General features: G+C 71.8%; 16 protein-coding genes. 7 read left to right on the top strand and 9 right to left on the bottom strand.

The window, feature by feature from the left end:
- Positions 1–367: 367 nt before the first annotated feature.
- Positions 368–583: an MbtH family protein gene (locus D0Z67_RS26650; protein ID WP_031182208.1), complete on the bottom strand. Its 216-nt coding sequence runs from the start codon at positions 581–583 to the stop codon at positions 368–370.
- 666 nt (positions 584–1249) lie between these two features.
- Here D0Z67_RS26650 and D0Z67_RS26645 point away from each other — a divergent pair.
- A complete protein-coding gene (locus tag D0Z67_RS26645; protein WP_031182207.1) occupies positions 1250–2473 on the top strand; it encodes a cytochrome P450 in 1224 nt (407 codons plus the stop codon).
- A 47-nt stretch (positions 2474–2520) separates the two neighbouring features.
- Here the strand turns inward: D0Z67_RS26645 and D0Z67_RS26640 are convergent, their stop codons facing one another.
- The 6 genes from D0Z67_RS26640 to D0Z67_RS26615 form a co-directional block, all read right to left on the bottom strand.
- Positions 2521–3786, bottom strand: coding sequence for a cytochrome P450 (locus D0Z67_RS26640; protein ID WP_031182206.1), 1266 nt, complete (start codon positions 3784–3786; stop codon positions 2521–2523).
- Positions 3783–4400, bottom strand: a complete 618-nt coding sequence (locus D0Z67_RS26635; RefSeq protein WP_031182205.1) for a GTP-binding protein — start codon at positions 4398–4400, stop codon at positions 3783–3785. The genes D0Z67_RS26640 and D0Z67_RS26635 overlap by 4 nt, the downstream gene beginning before the upstream one ends.
- The gene (locus D0Z67_RS26630) at positions 4381–4728 is read right to left on the bottom strand and encodes a DUF742 domain-containing protein (protein ID WP_031182204.1); all 348 of its coding nucleotides are present in this window, start codon (positions 4726–4728) and stop codon (positions 4381–4383) included. Before D0Z67_RS26630 ends, D0Z67_RS26635 begins: the two co-directional genes overlap by 20 nt.
- Positions 4725–5144, bottom strand: a complete 420-nt coding sequence (locus tag D0Z67_RS26625) for a roadblock/LC7 domain-containing protein (protein WP_051887871.1) — start codon at positions 5142–5144, stop codon at positions 4725–4727. The genes D0Z67_RS26630 and D0Z67_RS26625 overlap by 4 nt, the downstream gene beginning before the upstream one ends.
- A gap of 114 nt (positions 5145–5258) precedes the next feature.
- Positions 5259–7031, bottom strand: coding sequence for a sensor histidine kinase (locus tag D0Z67_RS26620; protein ID WP_031182202.1), 1773 nt, complete (start codon positions 7029–7031; stop codon positions 5259–5261).
- Between the two features lie 357 nt (positions 7032–7388).
- On the bottom strand, positions 7389–7853 hold the full coding sequence (locus tag D0Z67_RS26615) for a DUF6584 family protein (RefSeq protein ID WP_031182201.1): 465 nt from the start codon (positions 7851–7853) through the stop codon (positions 7389–7391).
- Positions 7854–8022: 169 nt separating this feature from the next.
- Between D0Z67_RS26615 and D0Z67_RS26610 the strand changes: the two genes are divergently transcribed.
- From D0Z67_RS26610 to D0Z67_RS26590, 5 genes are read left to right on the top strand one after another with little or no spacing between them, the layout of a single operon-like run.
- Positions 8023–9189 (top strand): exo-beta-N-acetylmuramidase NamZ family protein, encoded by a 1167-nt coding sequence (locus tag D0Z67_RS26610; protein WP_031182200.1) that lies wholly within the window; start codon positions 8023–8025, stop codon positions 9187–9189.
- A 15-nt stretch (positions 9190–9204) separates the two neighbouring features.
- Positions 9205–10185, top strand: coding sequence for a GNAT family N-acetyltransferase (locus tag D0Z67_RS26605; RefSeq protein WP_051887849.1), 981 nt, complete (start codon positions 9205–9207; stop codon positions 10183–10185).
- Positions 10182–11501: an ABC transporter substrate-binding protein gene (locus D0Z67_RS26600; RefSeq protein ID WP_234312825.1), complete on the top strand. Its 1320-nt coding sequence runs from the start codon at positions 10182–10184 to the stop codon at positions 11499–11501. The genes D0Z67_RS26605 and D0Z67_RS26600 overlap by 4 nt, the downstream gene beginning before the upstream one ends.
- Positions 11495–12463 carry a carbohydrate ABC transporter permease gene (locus tag D0Z67_RS26595; RefSeq protein ID WP_031182197.1) on the top strand — a complete coding sequence of 323 codons (969 nt, stop codon included), beginning with the start codon at positions 11495–11497 and terminating at the stop codon, positions 12461–12463. Before D0Z67_RS26600 ends, D0Z67_RS26595 begins: the two co-directional genes overlap by 7 nt.
- Complete coding sequence (locus D0Z67_RS26590) at positions 12460–13329, top strand: carbohydrate ABC transporter permease (RefSeq protein ID WP_031182196.1); 870 nt, start codon at positions 12460–12462, stop codon at positions 13327–13329. Before D0Z67_RS26595 ends, D0Z67_RS26590 begins: the two co-directional genes overlap by 4 nt.
- Positions 13330–13336: 7 nt before the next feature.
- Here D0Z67_RS26590 and D0Z67_RS26585 read toward each other — a convergent pair whose 3' ends face one another.
- Complete coding sequence (locus D0Z67_RS26585; protein ID WP_031182195.1) at positions 13337–13534, bottom strand: DUF6480 family protein; 198 nt, start codon at positions 13532–13534, stop codon at positions 13337–13339.
- Positions 13535–13610: 76 nt separating this feature from the next.
- Positions 13611–14471, bottom strand: coding sequence for a UbiA family prenyltransferase (locus D0Z67_RS26580; RefSeq protein WP_051887847.1), 861 nt, complete (start codon positions 14469–14471; stop codon positions 13611–13613).
- Between the two features lie 132 nt (positions 14472–14603).
- On the opposite strand from D0Z67_RS26580, the gene D0Z67_RS26575 reads away from it, so the two are divergent.
- Positions 14604–15662, top strand: coding sequence for a type III polyketide synthase (locus tag D0Z67_RS26575; RefSeq protein WP_031182193.1), 1059 nt, complete (start codon positions 14604–14606; stop codon positions 15660–15662).
- The last annotated feature ends 18 nt before the right edge of the window (positions 15663–15680 follow it).

Raw genomic sequence — 15680 nt, 5'->3', positions numbered from 1 at the left:
ACGGTAAGGAAAGCCCGGGTAAAACGAACGCGCGCACAGCGGCTCGCCCCATGGCCTTTCCGTGACGGTGAAAGGAAGAAAGTGCGTCTGCGAGATGTCGGACACGGCCGCGCCCATCCGCACTCCCGCTTACCGGCGCACGAGTGCCCCTCGTATCCACGCGCGTCGACCCTGCGGCCGGGGTGGGCCGCCGGGAGGTCCGCGGGGGGAACGGGAACCGGCGCGAGCGTCTCGCCAGCGGTGACGGTCGTCCTGCACACCGGCCGACGGGCCCCCGGGGCGAGAGCGGCGCCCAGGGGGTCACTCGGCGGCGAAATGCCGTACGACCAGGCATGACACCCCGGACGGGCCGGGGTCGCGGGACGGTCTAGCCGTCGGCCGCCATCGCCCGCACCAGGCTGGCGGGCCGCATGTCGGTCCAGTTGGCCTCGATCGCGTCCAGGCACTCCTGGCGCGACCCCTCCGGGCCCTCGGCCCGCCAGCCGCCCGGCACGGCGAGCGTCGCCGGCCAGAGTGAGTGCTGGCCCTCTTCGTTCACGAGCACCAGGAACTTGCCCGACTCATCGTCGAATGGATTGACCACGACGCCCCCCTCGGCAGCACGTACATCATCTTGTTTCTCCGAGCCGCCGCGCATTCCGTTTCCGCGACTCCCGGACTGCTTGCCCGATCCGGACGGTGCGTCAGATCGAACGAAGGAGCGATTCACTCCCACCCCCGAGATGACAGTTCCCGTGCGGCCGGTCGGAACCAGACTGCCCGGACCCTGTTCATTCACACTCATCACACTAAGGGAAAGTCCACGATCGACGGTACTCGTTCGATTGATTACCGATGGGTAATAGAGCGCGCAATAACCGCTCGCGCTGCCCTTGGCATATGCCGGAAGGCATTCGACATCCTCCGTTCGGCCAACGGGAGCCCGGAGTAACGCGGTTCACCCGCATATGACCCAGGGCGATCAGGCCGATCCGGCACCTGTGCCGCCGCGTCCTCAGTTGAGCGCACAGGGCCCCGGGGTACGCACCCGTGCGCCGACCGTGCGCCCCGTTTTCGCCCGGGACACCCCGCCGCAGCGGCCAGTTCAAGACACCCGGAGCGAAGAACAGACCGCGCACCCCGCTTTTGGGGTGATCGTATCCGGCCAAGGCGCGTTCTGTGCCCCACTCGAAGCATTGGGGGGCTGTCATGGCTGACGAATGATCAATAACCTTACGGAACACGTCATTCCCGGTCCCGACGGAGCATCATGACCACTGCGGCACAGATACCCGACATCCTCTCGCCGGAGTTCGCGGCGGACCCCTACCCGGCCTACCGGCAGATGCGGGAGTCCGCTCCCCTTATCTGGCACGAGGCCACGCAGAGTTACATCGTCTCGCGCTACGAGGACGTCGAACGCGTCTTCAAGGACAAGGACGGCCAGTTCACCACCGACAACTACGACTGGCAGATCGAGCCGGTCCACGGCAAGACGATCCTCCAGCTCAGCGGCCGTGAGCACGCCGTGCGCCGGGCCCTGGTCGCCCCCGCCTTCCGGGGCCGGGAGCTCCAGGAGAAGTTCCTGCCCGTCATCGAGCGCAACTCGCGCGAACTCATCGACGCCTTCCGGCACTCCGGTTCCGCCGACATCGTCACCGACTACGCGACCCGGTTCCCGGTCAACGTGATCGCGGACATGCTGGGCCTGGACAAGGCCGACCACACCCGCTTCCACCGCTGGTACACCGCCGTCATCGCCTTCCTCGGCAACCTGTCCGGCGACCAGGAGGTGGCCGCGGCCGGCGAGCGCACCCGGGTGGAGTTCGCGGAGTACATGCTGCCGATCATCCGCGAGCGCCGCGAGAACCTCGGTGACGACCTGCTGTCGGTGCTGTGCGCCGCCGAGGTCGACGGGGTGCGGATGAGCGACGAGGACATCAAGGCGTTCTGCAGCCTGCTGCTCGCCGCCGGCGGTGAGACCACGGACAAGGCGATCGCCAGCATCTTCGCCAACCTGCTGAGTCACCCCGACCAGCTCGCCGCCGTACGGGCCGACCACAGCCTGATCCCGAGGGCGTTCGCCGAGACCCTGCGCTTCACCCCGCCGGTGCACATGATCATGCGGCAGTCCGCGACCGAGGTGCAGCTCAGCGGCGGCACCATCCCGGCCGGGGTCACCGTGACCTGCCTGATCGGCTCGGCCAACCGGGACGAGAACCGCTACCGCGACCCGGACCGCTTCGACATCTTCCGCGAGGACCTCACCGCCACCAACGCCTTCTCGGCGGCCGCCGACCACCTGGCGTTCGCGCTGGGCCGGCACTTCTGCGTGGGCGCGCTGCTCGCCAAGGCGGAGGTCGAGACCGGCGTCGCCCAACTCCTGGACGCCATGCCGGACCTGCGCTTCGCCGACGGCTTCGACCCGGTCGAGCAGGGCGTGTTCACCCGCGGCCCGCAGGCCCTCCCGGTGCGGTTCACCCCCACCGCCTGACCCGCGCCCGCCGGGCCCCTCCCCCCGGGGGGCCCGGCGGACACCGGCTATCCGTCGACCGGCGTGAACCGCACCGGCAGGGTGGTCAGCCCCCGCATCCAGATGGACGACCGCCAGGTCAGCGTGCGCGGGTCCACCGCCAGCACCAGGTCGGGCAGCCGCTCCAGCAGCGTCTCCACGGCGGTACGCGCCATGACGTCCGCCAGCAGCGGAGCCGGGTACGGGCACCGGTGCTCGCCGTTGCTGAACGACAGGTGCGCGGCGTTCTCCGCGCCGACATGGCCCTCGGGCCAGAGCCCCGGGTCGGTGTTGGCGGCGGCCAGCCCGAGGACCAGGCAGTCGCCGGCCCGGATCTGCCGGCCGCCGAGCTGGGTGTCCCGCACGGCCCAGCGGCCGATGAAGTTCTGGGTGGGCGTGTCGAGCCAGAGCACCTCGTTCAGCGCCTCGCCCACGCTCACCCGGCCGCCGGAGACGCTGAGTTCGAACCGCTCGTCGGTGAGCAGCAGCCGGAGCGCGTTGCAGATCCAGTTGGCGGTGGGCTGCTGCGCGGCGGCGATGACCGAGATCAGGTCCTGGACGATCTCCTCGTCGCTGAGCCCCGCCGGGTGCAGCACCATCCGCGAGGTGACGTCCTTGCCGGGGTCGGCCCGCTTGTCCTGGACCAGCCGTACCAGCCGCTCCCCCACGCGCCCGTAGGCCGCCACCGGGTCGTCGCCCTCGGCCGCGTCCAGGGAGATCCGCAGGTCGTCCACGAGCTGCTGGGTGTCGGCGCCGGAGATCGGCATACCGCACATCTGCACCACGGCCCGCATCGGCAGCGCGTGCGCGTACGACGTCATCAGCTCGGCCTGGCCGCTGCCGGCGAACCGGGCGATCAGCTCGTCGGCGATCAGCTCGCAGTCGCGGGCCAGCTCGAACTGGTCCACCCCGGACAACGCCTCGGTGATCACTCCGGCCCGGCGGCGGTGCTCCTCGCCCTCGGTGAACAGCACCGAGGGCTGGTAGCCGACGAAGGGCATCAGCGGCCAGTCCGGCGGGATGTTGTCCCACTGGTTCCAGCGCCGCGAGTCCCGCGCGAACAGCTCGTCGTGGCTGGTCACCTGGGCGACCTCGTGATAGCCGAGCACCAGCCAGGCCGGGATGTCGCCGTCCAGCAGGACCGGCGCGACCGCGCCGTGGTCGCGGCGCAGCGCCCGGTACATCTGCGACGGCGTCTGCTGGTACTCCAGGCCCCCCAGACGCACCGCGTCGGCGTGGGCGGGGCAGCCGGGCGGCGGTGTCTGGGGCGCGGAGAAGAGGCCGGGATCGGTCACGGGGTCGCCTCCTGGGCGGTGGCCAGCGTGTAGACATGGTCCACGAGGGTGATCAGCACGTCCTTGCCCGACTGCCGGACCCGTGCGTCGCAGTCGATCATCGGCACGTGGTCCGGGAGCGCGAGGGCCTGCCGGATCTCGTCCAGGGAGTGGTGGGCCGCGTCGTCGTCGAACCGGTTGACGGCCACCACGAAGGGCGTGCCGTGGTGTTCCAGCCGGTCTATCGCGTACCAGGAGTCGTCCATCCGGCGGGTGTCGACGAGGACGACGGCGCCGAGGGTGCCGGAGAAGAGGCGGTCCCACAGGAACCAGAAGCGCTTCTGGCCGGGCGCGCCGAACAGGTACAGCACCATGGTGTCGTTGAGGCTGATGCGGCCGAAGTCGAAGGCGACGGTGGTGGTCGACTTCGCGGCGACACCGCTGGTCTCGTCGATGCCGACGCCGGCCTCCGTCATCACCTCCTCGGTGTTCAGCGGCCGGATCTCGCTCACGGAGCGGACCAGCGTGGTCTTGCCGACGCCGAAGCCGCCCACGACGACGATCTTCAGACCGGTTTCCGCCGCGTCGGCCAGTGGCGTGCGGTGGGCGGGCAGCTCAGAGATTGCGGAGCCCATGGAGCACTTCCTTGAGAAGGGCGGGATCGGGGAGCGAGGGGTTCACGGGTGGGTGGCGTGCGGTGATCCGGCCGGTGTCGAGCAGGTCGGCCAGCAGGATGCGGCAGACCGTGATCGGCAGTTCCAGCTCGGCGGAGATCTCCACCACCGATGTGGGGTGCCGGCACAGGGTCAGGATGCGGGCGTGCTCCGACTGCATTCCCGTGGTGGGCTGGCACTCCGCGACGATGAGCGTGACCAGGTCCAGGGTGTCGTCGACGCTGCTGCGCCCGTTCGTGACCGTGTAGAGCCGGTCGGGGGCACCGGTGTCCACCGGCTTGCGGGTCACGGCCGGGTACTCCCTTGGAACGGCTGCCGGGGCGCGGCCCGCAGATGCTCGCCGATCTTGTCGACGAGCCCGGTCATCTCCTCGCCGAGGCGGCCGGGGTCGGCGTCCTCGGCGGCGACGACCGCGAGGTGCGCGCCCTCACCGGCGCCGACGATGCAGAGCAGGCCGCCGTGGAACGCGGTCATGGCGTGCAGCACGCCGCCGGAGCCGTCCCCGAACTCCACGGACGCGCCGTGGGACAGGGCCTGGAGGCCGGAGCAGATCGCGGCGAGCTGGTCGGCCTGATCCGCGGCCAGGTCGGGGGTCCAGCACAGCTTGAGGCCGTCGCGTGAGAGGACCAGGGCGTGCCGGGCACCGGGCGTCTGCTCCAGCAGGTTCTGCAGTAGCCAGACGAGGCTGTTGTCGGTGGTCTGCATGATGGGTGATGGGACGGTGGTGTCCGGCTGATCGGCCACCGGCCCGTTCCTCCAATCTCATGGGCACGAGGGGGGCGTGGCTGCCGGGCGCGGGCCCGGCGGGGCTTGGGGTGCTTAACCGGCGGTCGGCGGCTGGGGGTCGGGGCGGCCGCCCAGGGTGTCGCCCTTGCGCGAGCGGTGGAAGGCGCCGAAGCGGGAGCCGACGTCGTGCACGGGCCGCTTGCGGGGCGGGGTGGGCTCGCTCGCGGGGCGCTGGGCGCGCTCGGCGTCGCTCATGGTGCGGCCGGGTTTGCGCACGGGGAGCCCGTTCGGGGTGGCGGCGGGCGCGGCGGCGGCCGGCGGCTCGTGCCGGGTCTGCCCGGGTACCTCCGGCACGATGACGGGCGGCTCGGGGCGTACGGGCGGCTCGCTGACCGGTGCCTCGATGACCGGTGCCTCGAAGACGGGGGCATCGGCGACGGGGGCCGGCGCCTCGGGGGCCGGGACCGGCCGGGCGGCGGTCGTCTGTGCCGCCTCGCGCTGCTGCGCGGGCCACGGGTCGCGCTGCTGCGCGATGAGGTGCCGGGGCAGCAGGACGACCACGCCGGTGCCGCCGCGCGAGGAGGGCCGGTAGCTGACGTTGATCCGGTACTTGAGCGCGAGCAGTCCGACCACGGCGAGGCCGAGCCGGGTGCCCTGGAGGGAGGCGAGGTCGGCCATGCTGCCGGCCACCGCACCCGCGGCGTGCCGCATCGCCGCCTCGGACATGGTCAGTCCGCTGTCCTCGACGGTGACGACGATCCCGGCCCGGTGCTCCTCGACGTAGACGTGGACCTCGTCGGTGGGCGGGGAGAAGTTGGCGGCGTTGTCGATCAGTTCGGCGAGGAGGTGCATCACGCCCTCGGCGGCGAACCCGGAGATCGCGGCCTGGGAGGTGAAGTGCAGCCGGACCCGCTGGTAGGCGGCGATACGGCCGATGGCGCCCCGGAGGATGCTCTCCATCCGGATCGGCTTGTTCCAGGTACGGCTGGTCTTGCCGCCCATGAGCAGCGCCAGCCGGTCGGCGATCAGCACGAGCTGGGAGGTCTTGTGGTCCAGCCGCATGAGGTCGCCGAGCATCTTGCCGTCGTGCTCGTCCTGCATCGCCCGCAGGTCGGCGAGCATGCTGACGGCCTTGGCCTGGACCCGGCTGAGCGCCTTGGTGGAGGCGATCCGGGCTCCGCCCGCGCGCCGCTCGCTGCGCGCGAGTTCGCGGACGAACAGCTCGCTCAGGTCGTGCATCAACGGCATCTGGGGCAGGGCGAGTTCACCGAGCACGGTGTCGGCCGAGCGGCCCTCGGCGAGCAGGGTGACGGCGGCGGGCAGCGTTTCCCGGCCGAGCCGGTCCACCTCGGCCAGCACCTCGTTGAGGGCGTCCTGGGTCTGCCGGGACTCCTCGTCGGCGGCGGCCGCGCGGCCCACGGCCTCCTCCAGGGCGCCGGCGGAGAGCTGGGCGAGCCGGCGCAGGTTCTGGTCGTTGGGCATCGACACGCCCGCGAGCGCGTCGGCGGCGCCGCTGCCGGCCAGCACCAGGTTGTGCAGGGAGGGCAGCGTGACGTTGACCAGGTGGCCGGTCTGCGCGGCCGTCTGCTGGGCCTGTGCGCGGAGCCGGTCGTTCTCGGCGGCCTGGGTGACGGCGGCGAGCCGGGCGCGGCGGACGAGGAGGTGTCCGGCGAGCACCGCCACGGCGACACACACCCAGCCCGCGCCCGCGACGACGAGCGTCCATCTGTGCGTACCGGACGGCGACAACCCGACCGCGACGGCGACCGCGACGGCGGTCACCGCCATCACGGCCGCGGGCACCGCCCACGAGCCGCGCCGGGCTGCCGTCGAGCGGTGTTGAACGGACGGTGCAGGAACTGACATTCCGCGGTCCCTCGGTCTGCGAGCAGAAGAATCGGCGACCGAACGCCTCGATCGCGGGTCCGGAAGCGGCCGCCCTAGGAGGAAGGCGATCTTCCAGCCGGTTACGCCCACATGCTAGTCACACCGGAGTGCGCCACGTTCCGAATGGCCCCTCCTGGGGCCCCGGACCTGAAGTCGTCGTGAAGCAACCACTGCGGCGGCGGGGCGTGATAGAGGGGCGGACGGCTCAACCGCTGGTAACGGGCCCGGAAATACCCCATGCGCCCCCGATACCCCGCCATCGTGGTAGCTGCCGCAAACCCCCCGCACGGCGTCAACCCCCTCGGGAGGGAACCCTTTCCAGCCAACCGGATGCGGTCACCGGAAGAGGGCGATGACGCCGATCACCCAGATCGCCAGGAATGCGAGGGCCAGTACCAGACACCCGAGCGCCGCCAGGGAGCCCTTGGCGTCCGCGTGACCGGAACTTTTCCCGGCTTCCGGTTGCGGGACGGTCAGCGCCGCCAGTTGCTCCCTGGCGAACTCCGTCGGGGCGAGCGATTCCGCGCCGTCCCAGCGAAGCGCGGCCCGGCGCCGCGCGGGGCTGGGGTACCACGCCTCGAAGGCGGCGGTCTCGGCCGTGTCGCGGTCCTCCTCCAGGTACATCCACCGGCCCGCCTGGGCGGGTTCGCCGTACAGCCGGTACACCTCGGCGAGGCGGCGGCGGAGCACCGGATCGTGCGGGAACGACGACACCAGTCCGCGCAGACGCTGGCGCGCGACGGGGACGCGGCCGGCGGCCAGGTCCTCGTCGACTCGGGCGAGGGTGTCTCTCAGTGGCATGAGCTGATGATCGTCCGCGATGGGGGCGGAGTCGAACGGGTTTCCACCCTGACGGGCGAACGTCGTCGCCGGGGAGTCGTAGGTACCGGCAGGTAGTGTCCGCAGCATTGCCCAATTCCGGGACATTCAAGAGAATTTCCGATAAGGGGCGAAGAATGAGTAGTGAAGAATGAGTAGTGCGGACGACCGCTCCACGGTGACGACCGGGATCGCCCGGCTCTGCGCGGTGCCCGGCCTCGCCGGGCCCGGCCGGCTCGGGCTGGTGACCAACCACACGTGTGTGCTGCCCGACTTGAGCCCGACGGCGCCCGCCCTGCTGGAGGCGGGCGTCAACCTGGCCGCCCTGTTCGGCCCCGAACACGGGCTGTACGGCACCGCCCAGGCGGGCGCAGGCGAGCCGGACGAGACCGACCCGGCCACCGGGCTGCCGGTCTACGACACCTATCGCCGCGACGGCGACCGGCTCGACAAGCTGCTGATCAACAGCGGCGTGGACGCGCTGGTGTACGACCTCCAGGACGTCGGGGCGCGCTTCTACACCTATGTGTGGACGATGTTCGACCTGATGGTCTCGGCCGCGCGCACCGGCGTGCGGTTCGTGGTGGCCGACCGGCCCAATCCGCTCGGCGGCCTGGTCAGCGAGGGCCCGGTGCTCGACCCGGCGTTCGCGAGCTTCGTCGGGCGGGCGCCGGTGCCGATCCGGCACGGGCTGACCTGCGGGGAGCTGGCCTGGTTCGTCAACAGGTCGGCGGTGGCCGAAGTCGTCGGACGTCAGGCCGACTTGACGGTGATCAAGGCGGCCGGGTGGCGGCGGGAGATGGACGCGGAGACCACCGGCCTCCCCTGGATCGCGCCCTCCCCCAACATGCCGACGTACGCCACCGCCGTCGTCTACCCCGGCACCTGCCTGTTCGAGGGCACCAACGTCTCCGAGGGCCGGGGCACCACCCAGCCCTTCGAGACCGTCGGCGCACCGTACGTCGACGCCAGCTTCGCCCCCGCGCTCACTGAACTCGGCCTACCCGGCGTGCACTTCAGGGAGGTGCGCTATGTGCCGACCTTCGACAAGCACGCCGGACGGCCCGTGCGCGGGGTCCAGCTCCATGTCACCGACCGCGAGGCGTTCGCGCCCGTGCGCACCGCCGTCGCCATGCTCGGCACCCTGCGACGGCTCTACCCGGACGACTTCGCCTGGTCCGGCGACTTCATCGACCGCCTCTGGGGCTCCGACGAACTGCGGCGGACGGTCGACGCGGGCGAGGACCCGCTGACGCTGTGCGAGGCACCCGCGCCGCCCGGCCGATGGGCCGGAGACGACGTACTCCTCTACTCCTGACACGGAAGGACGTCGATGACCGATCCCACGACGAGGGCCCGGACCCTGATCCGCGGGTTCCGGCCGGGTGACGGTCCGCCGCTGGTGGCGGCGTGGTGCCGGAGCGCGCCCGCCGACCCGGTCACCGCGGACCGCTTCCGCTCCCTGGTGCTGCTCGACGCCAACTTCGACCCGGCCGGCCTGCGGGTGGCGGAGGAGGACGGGCGCCTGGTCGGCGCGGCCTACGCGGTACGCCGGCTGACCCCGATGACCGGCACCGACCTGGAACCCGAACAGGGCTGGCTCCCCTTCTTCTTCGTCGACCCGGCCGCCCGAGGACGCGGTGTGGGAAGGCAGTTGCTCACCGACACCCTGGACTGGCTGCTCGCCCACGGCCGCACCCGCGTCGACTTCGCCCCGTACACCCCGAACTACTTCCTCCCCGGTCTGGACGCCGGGACCTACCCGGAGGCGGCCGCTCTGCTGGAGTCCATGGGCTTCCACACGGTGGACGAGGCGGTGGCGATGGACCGCTCGCTGACCGACTACGCCTTCCCGCCGGAGGTCACGCGTCGGGTCGGTGAACTGATCTTGCAGGGCTACGAGTTCGGGACCCCCACCGATGACGACCTGCCCGCGCTCCTCGCGCTGGCCGCCGTCCACTTCGTGCCGGACTGGGCGCGCGCGATCCGGGAGTGTCTGCTGCACGGCGCCCCGCTGGACCGGATCGTGGTCGCGCGGGACCCCTCGGGCCGGCTGGTGGGCTGGGCGATGCACGGCGCGTACGAGTCGGCGATCGAGCGGTTCGGGCCGTTCGGGGTGCTGGACGAGATGCGTGGCACCGGCCTCGGCAACGTGCTGCTGCATCTGGTCCTGGAGCGGATGCGGGCGCTGGGCGCGGGGTCGGCGTGGTTCCTGTGGACCGATCACGACTCGTCGGCGGCCCGGCTGTACCGCCGGGCCGGGTTCGGCACGACGCGGGTGTTCCGGGTGCTGCGCCGGGAGGCGGCCCGGTGACCGGGGCGCCGCACGGGCTGAGCCGCCGCCGCTTCGCGCTCGCCGCCACCCTGCTCGCGGCGGGCTGCGCCGCTCCGCGCCAGGGCACCGGGCGGCCCGGCGACCCGGTCGTCCTCACCCTGCTCTCGCACTATGCGAGCGGTGAGCTGAAGGCGGCCCTTCAGGGGCCGGTGGACGAGTGGAACGCCACGCACGACCGGGTCAAGGTCCGCACCAAGGCGGTGGAGTTCAACGACCTGCTGACCACGTTCATGGTCCGGCAGGCGGCCGGCCAGGGCGCCGACATCCTCCAGCCGTACTGCCTGTGGAACGGCCAGCTCGTCCGCGCCGGGGTGCTGCGCCCCGCCCCGCCCGAGGACGCGGCGGAGATCACCCGGGGCTACGGCGCCGCGGCGGCCGGCTCGGCCTCGGTCGACGGCCAGGTCTACGGCTATCCCACCGAGGCGCAGACGTACGCCCTCTACTACAACCAGCGCCTGCTCCGGGAATCCGGCATCACCCATCCCCCGCGCACTTGGCGGGAGTTGGAGGACACCGCGTACCGCACCACCCGGCGCGACCGGTACGGCAACACCCTGGTCCAGGGCTTCGGCCTCTCCACCTACGACGACTCCACCACTGTCGGCCAGACCCTCGCCCTGCTCAACGCGGCCGGGGGCACCTTCGTGTCCCGGGACGGCAGGCGCACCGCCATCGACTCACCGGCCGGGCGGGCCGTGCTGGAACTGGAGCACCGTCTGGTCGGCCGGGGGGCGAGCGAGCCCGGCGTCAACGTCTACAAGGCGTTCCAGTCCGGGCAGGTGGCGATGGTGATCAGTGCCGGATGGTGGACCGGCAGCCTCAAGTCCCAGATGGGCGCCGCCTATCGGGATGTGGCGGTGGCTCCGGTGCCCGTCCCGGAGCTGGGCGACAAGCCCGCCACCCTCGCCACCGGGTTCATGCTCGGCGTCAACGCCTCCAGTCGACACCCGCGCGAGGCATGGGAGTTCCTGCGCTGGCTCAACACCGACCGGGTGGGCGTGGGCGAGGGAGCGACGGTGACCCGGATGAGTGCCCTCCAGGTGTCGGTGGGCTCGCTGACGGGCCGCGCCGACGACATGCGGACGCTGCTCGGCAAGGGCGGCGATCCCAACCTGCGCCCCTTCCTCGACGCGCTCGGATACGCGGTGCCGGAGCCTAACGTGCCGGGCGCGCAGCAGGCCAAGTCGCTGCTGCGGAAGAACGTCGAGGCGCTGTGGACCGGTCAGCAGTCGGTGGAGCAGTCGCTGCGTACCATCCGCCGCCAGGTCGACCAGGAGGTGTCGCGCTCATGGTGAACGCCCTGACCCCGGAGACGACCGCGCGCCCCCCGCGCCCGCGCTCCGCCGAACCGGCCCGGACGGCCGTGGACCCCCGCGCCCGCGCCCGGCGTCATCAGGCGGTCGTCGCCTATCTGTTCCTCGCGCCGGTGCTGCTGTTCTTCGCCGTCTTCCTGATCCTGCCGCTCGGCTTCGCGCTGCTGCTGTCGATGTCCCGCTGGGCGGGGTTCGACCTCGCCGACATCAAGCCGGTCGGCCTGGACAACTTCACGAGTCTGTTCGCGGACGGCTCGACGTTCCTCACCCCGATCCTCACCAACACCCTGCTGTTCGCACTGGGGACGGTGGCGCTGGCGCTGGCGGGCTCGGTGCTGGTCGCGACCTGCATCGACAACCTGCGCTTCCAGGGGCTGTGGCGCACCCTGTACCTGCTGCCGATCGTGACGACCGTGGTCGCCGTCGGCAATGTGTGGAAGTACATGTACGAGCCGGGCGGCCTGGTCAACGGCGCGCTGAACGCCGTCGGGCTGGACTCGGTGGCGTTCCTCCAGGACCCGGACACCGCGCTGCCCGCGGTGGTGGTGGTCCAGGCGTGGGCGTCGGTCGGGTCGGCGATCCTCATCCTGACCGCCGGGCTGAAGTCCATCCCGGAGTCGTACTACGAGGCGGCCGCGCTGGACGGCGCCGGGCCGGTGACCGTCTTCCTGCGGATCACGCTGCCGCTGCTGCGGCCGGCGCTGCTGTTCGTGTGCGTCACCCAGTTCATCACCGGGCTCCAGTCGTTCGCGCTGATCATCGTGATGACCAAGGGCGGCCCCGGTGACGCGACCAACGTGGCGGCGTTGGAGATGTACCGGCAGGCGTTCTCCTACGGGGACTGGGGCACCGCGAGTGCCGCCGCCTTCGTGCTGTTCGTGGTGATTTTGATCGTCACCCTGGCCCAGTTGTGGATCTTCCGGCGCAGGGGGGAGGACGCGTGAACCGCCGCCGTTTCCCGTGGCTGTCGTACCTACTGGTCGTGACGGGCGCCGTGCTCACGGTGGTGCCGTTCCTGGACATGGTGATGACCTCGTTCAAGGGGCCGGGTGAGTCGGGCACGCTGCCCTACCGGTTCCTCCCCGAGGCGTTCGACCTGTCCAACTACCGGGCTGCGGTCGACCAGCTCGATCTGCCCATGCTATTCCGCAACAGCGTCGTCGCCACCACCCTGATCAACGCGTCCGTGCTGCTGACGTCGTCGCTCGCGGGCTACGCGCTCGCCAAACTCCGGTTCCCCGGACGGGACTTCATCTTCCGTCTGGTGCTGTCGACGATGATGTTCCCGCCGTTCCTCTTCTTCATCCCGCACTTCCTGATCCTGGTGCACTGGCCGCTGGCGGGCGGCAACGACCTGCTGGGCCGAGGGGGCGCGGGGCTGACCGTGAGCATCGTGGCGCTGGCGATGCCGTTCCTGGTCAACGGCTTCGGGATCTTCCTGATGCGCCAGTTCATGGTCTCGATCCCGGACGAGGTGCTGGAGGCCGCGCGGATCGACGGCGCCGGGGAGTTCGCGGTCTGGTGGCGGATCGTGGTGCCGCAGACCAAGCCGGTCATGGTGACGCTGGGGCTGCTGACGTTCGTCGACGCGTGGAACGAGTACATCTGGGCGCTGCTGGTGTCGACCGCCAACCCGGACGTGATGACGCTGCCGGTCGGCATCCAGCTGCTACAGGACTACGTCGACCCGACGCGCACGATGCCGATCGTGATGGCGGGCCTGGTCCTGAGCATCCTGCCGGTGCTGGTGCTCTTCCTGCTGCTCCAGCGCCATTACGTCCGGGGGATCGTGCTCAGCGGTCTGAAGTGAACCGTGCTCACAGGTCGATCATCCTGACCAGGAAGAACGCGGCGATCAGCGCACAGCCGATGATGATGAGGGACAGCCAGATCCGGGGGTGCTCGAAGGGTCCGCCGTCCGGCCGCTCGGGATGGGCCTCGGCGGTCGATCCCTCCACGGGCGGGGTCTCGCCGGGCGGGGGCAGTGACTCGGGCGGGGGCAGTGAGTCCGGCATGGTTCACCTCCTGGCAGCGGGCGTCACGGGGAGTACTTCGGTCCCGGGGCGCCGCTCGGATGCGGCTCCCCCGGTCTCAGGATGCCCCGGTACCGAGCCCGCCGCCGCTCAGCAGCAGTGCCACGTCCAGCGCCGCCACGGCGACCGCCGCCGCGAACGCGGCCCGTTCCCGGCGGCGTCCCAGCACCGTCCCGGCCACCGCGATCAGCCCGGCCCCGGCCAGCCCGGCCAGCTGCCGGACACCGGGCGGTCCGGCGGGCCCGAGCGCCAGCAGGGCGGAGGCGGTGACCAGGGGCACCGGCAGCAGCAGCCGTACCCGGCCGGGGCCGAGGAGCTGCGGCCAGCCCCGTACCCCGGTCGCCAGGTCGCCCCGGATGTCCGGGAGCACATTGCCGAGGTGGGCGCCGACGCCCAGCAGCGCCCCGGCGGCCAGCACCCACCAGGCGGGCCACGGCCGCCCCGGCAGACCGAGCGTGACGAAGGCCGGGAGCGCGGCGAAGGCGAGCGCGTAGGGCGCCCAGGACCAGCGGGTGGCCTTGAGCCGCAGGTCGTACGCCCACGCGGCCGCGACGGCCGTCAGATGCGCGGCGCCCGCCGCCCACCCGCACGCGAAGGAGAGCGGTACGCACAGGGCCAGCGCGGCGCAGGCGGCCGTCCACACCTCCCGTGCCCCGATCGCGCCGTCCGCGACGGGCTTGCCCCGGCGGCCGGTGGCGCTGTCCCGGCGGGCGTCGTAGGCGTCGTTGCACCAGCCGATGGAGAGCTGCCCGGTCAGTACGGCGCCGGTGGTGAGCAGGCAGCGGCCCGGTTCCTGGCCGGCCGTCACGGCCAGCGCCGCCGTCAGGGCGGTGACGACCACCAGCGGGCCGGGGTGGCAGGACCCGGCCAGGGCGGAGACCCTGCGGGCCGGGATCGTCGACTGCTCGGGGGTCACCACCCGGCGATCGTAGGGGTCCGCCGGGCGCGTCACGATCCGGAACGGCCGGACGGGCGATCTCTGGTGGCAGGGCGGCGGCCGAGGGAAGGACTGCTGAGTCCACCCCCGGTCCGGCCGACGTACGGGAGTCTCATGACGCGGATCGCCGCCGTGCACGGTGCTCTCGCGCCGTACCGCTTCGCCCAGGCCGAGATCACCGACATGGTGGCCGGTGCCTGTCTGCCCGAGGGCGCCGACCGGCGGGTACTGGACCGGCTGCACCGCAACGCCGGGGTCCGCTCCCGGCACATGACGCTGCCGCTCGACCGGTACGGGACGCTGGACGGCTTCGGCGCCGCCAACGACCTGTTCATCAGCACCGCCACCGAGCTGGGCGCCCGCGTGGTCCGGGAGGCGCTGCACACCGCCCAGCTGACGGCGGCCGATGTCGACCTGCTGGTCCTCACCTCGGTCACCGGGGTCGCCGTGCCGTCCGTCGACGCGCGGGTGGCGAGCGGGCTCGGAATGCGCCCCGACCTGCGGCGGGTGCCGTTGTTCGGGCTGGGCTGCGCCGGGGGCGCGGCCGGGCTGGCACGGGTGCACGACTTCCTGCTGGGACGGCCCGGCCAGGTGGCGGTGCTGCTGTCGGTCGAGCTGTGCTCGCTCACCTTCCAGCGCGGCGACGCCTCGACGGCCAACCTCGTCGCCACCGGCCTCTTCGGGGACGGCGCGACCGCGGTGGTGGTCTGCGGGGCGGAGCGCGCGGGCGCGTTCACCGGTCCGGTGATCGTGGACTCGCGCAGCCGTCTGTATCCGGACGCGGGCGGGGTGCTGGGGTGGGACATCGGGGACTCGGGGTTCAAGGTCGTCCTCGATCCGGAGATCCCCCAGGTGCTCCGGCACCATCTGGCCGACGACGTGCGGGAGTTCCTCGACGACCACGGGCTGAAGCCGCGGGACGTGACGGCCTGGGTGTGCCATCCCGGCGGCCCCCGCGTCCTGGAGGCCGTCACCGAGGCGCTCGACCTGGACGCCGAGGAACTCGCTTTGAGCTGGCGGCACTTGGCCGAGGTGGGCAACCTCTCCTCGTCCTCCGTGCTGCACATCCTGCGCGACACCCTCGCCGAACGCCGCCCGCCGCCCGGCACTCCGGGCCTGCTGCTGGCCATCGGGCCGGGGCTGGCCTGCGAGTTGGTGCTGCTGAGCTGGTGAGCCCGGCTGCTGGTCGGC

Source organism: Streptomyces seoulensis, from assembly GCF_004328625.1.
In the GTDB taxonomy this organism is placed as follows: Bacteria; Actinomycetota; Actinomycetes; order Streptomycetales; family Streptomycetaceae; genus Streptomyces; species Streptomyces seoulensis.
Note: the sequence above shows the minus strand (reverse complement) of the source record. Positions and strands in the feature narration are given on the sequence as shown.

Bases quoted from the DNA above. Each gene is read 5' to 3' on its own strand.
- D0Z67_RS26645 (WP_031182207.1), top strand. From the start codon at position 1,250: ATGACCACTGCGGCACAGATACCCGACATCCTCTCGCCGGAGTTCGCG.
- D0Z67_RS26635 (WP_031182205.1), bottom strand. From the start codon at position 4,400: ATGGGCTCCGCAATCTCTGAGCTGCCCGCCCACCGCACGCCACTGGCC.
- D0Z67_RS26625 (WP_051887871.1), bottom strand. From the start codon at position 5,144: ATGCAGACCACCGACAACAGCCTCGTCTGGCTACTGCAGAACCTGCTG.
- D0Z67_RS26620 (WP_031182202.1), bottom strand. From the start codon at position 7,031: ATGTCAGTTCCTGCACCGTCCGTTCAACACCGCTCGACGGCAGCCCGG.
- D0Z67_RS26615 (WP_031182201.1), bottom strand. From the start codon at position 7,853: ATGCCACTGAGAGACACCCTCGCCCGAGTCGACGAGGACCTGGCCGCC.
- D0Z67_RS26610 (WP_031182200.1), top strand. From the start codon at position 8,023: ATGAGTAGTGCGGACGACCGCTCCACGGTGACGACCGGGATCGCCCGG.
- D0Z67_RS26605 (WP_051887849.1), top strand. From the start codon at position 9,205: ATGACCGATCCCACGACGAGGGCCCGGACCCTGATCCGCGGGTTCCGG.
- D0Z67_RS26595 (WP_031182197.1), top strand. From the start codon at position 11,495: ATGGTGAACGCCCTGACCCCGGAGACGACCGCGCGCCCCCCGCGCCCG.
- D0Z67_RS26585 (WP_031182195.1), bottom strand. From the start codon at position 13,534: ATGCCGGACTCACTGCCCCCGCCCGAGTCACTGCCCCCGCCCGGCGAG.
- D0Z67_RS26575 (WP_031182193.1), top strand. From the start codon at position 14,604: ATGACGCGGATCGCCGCCGTGCACGGTGCTCTCGCGCCGTACCGCTTC.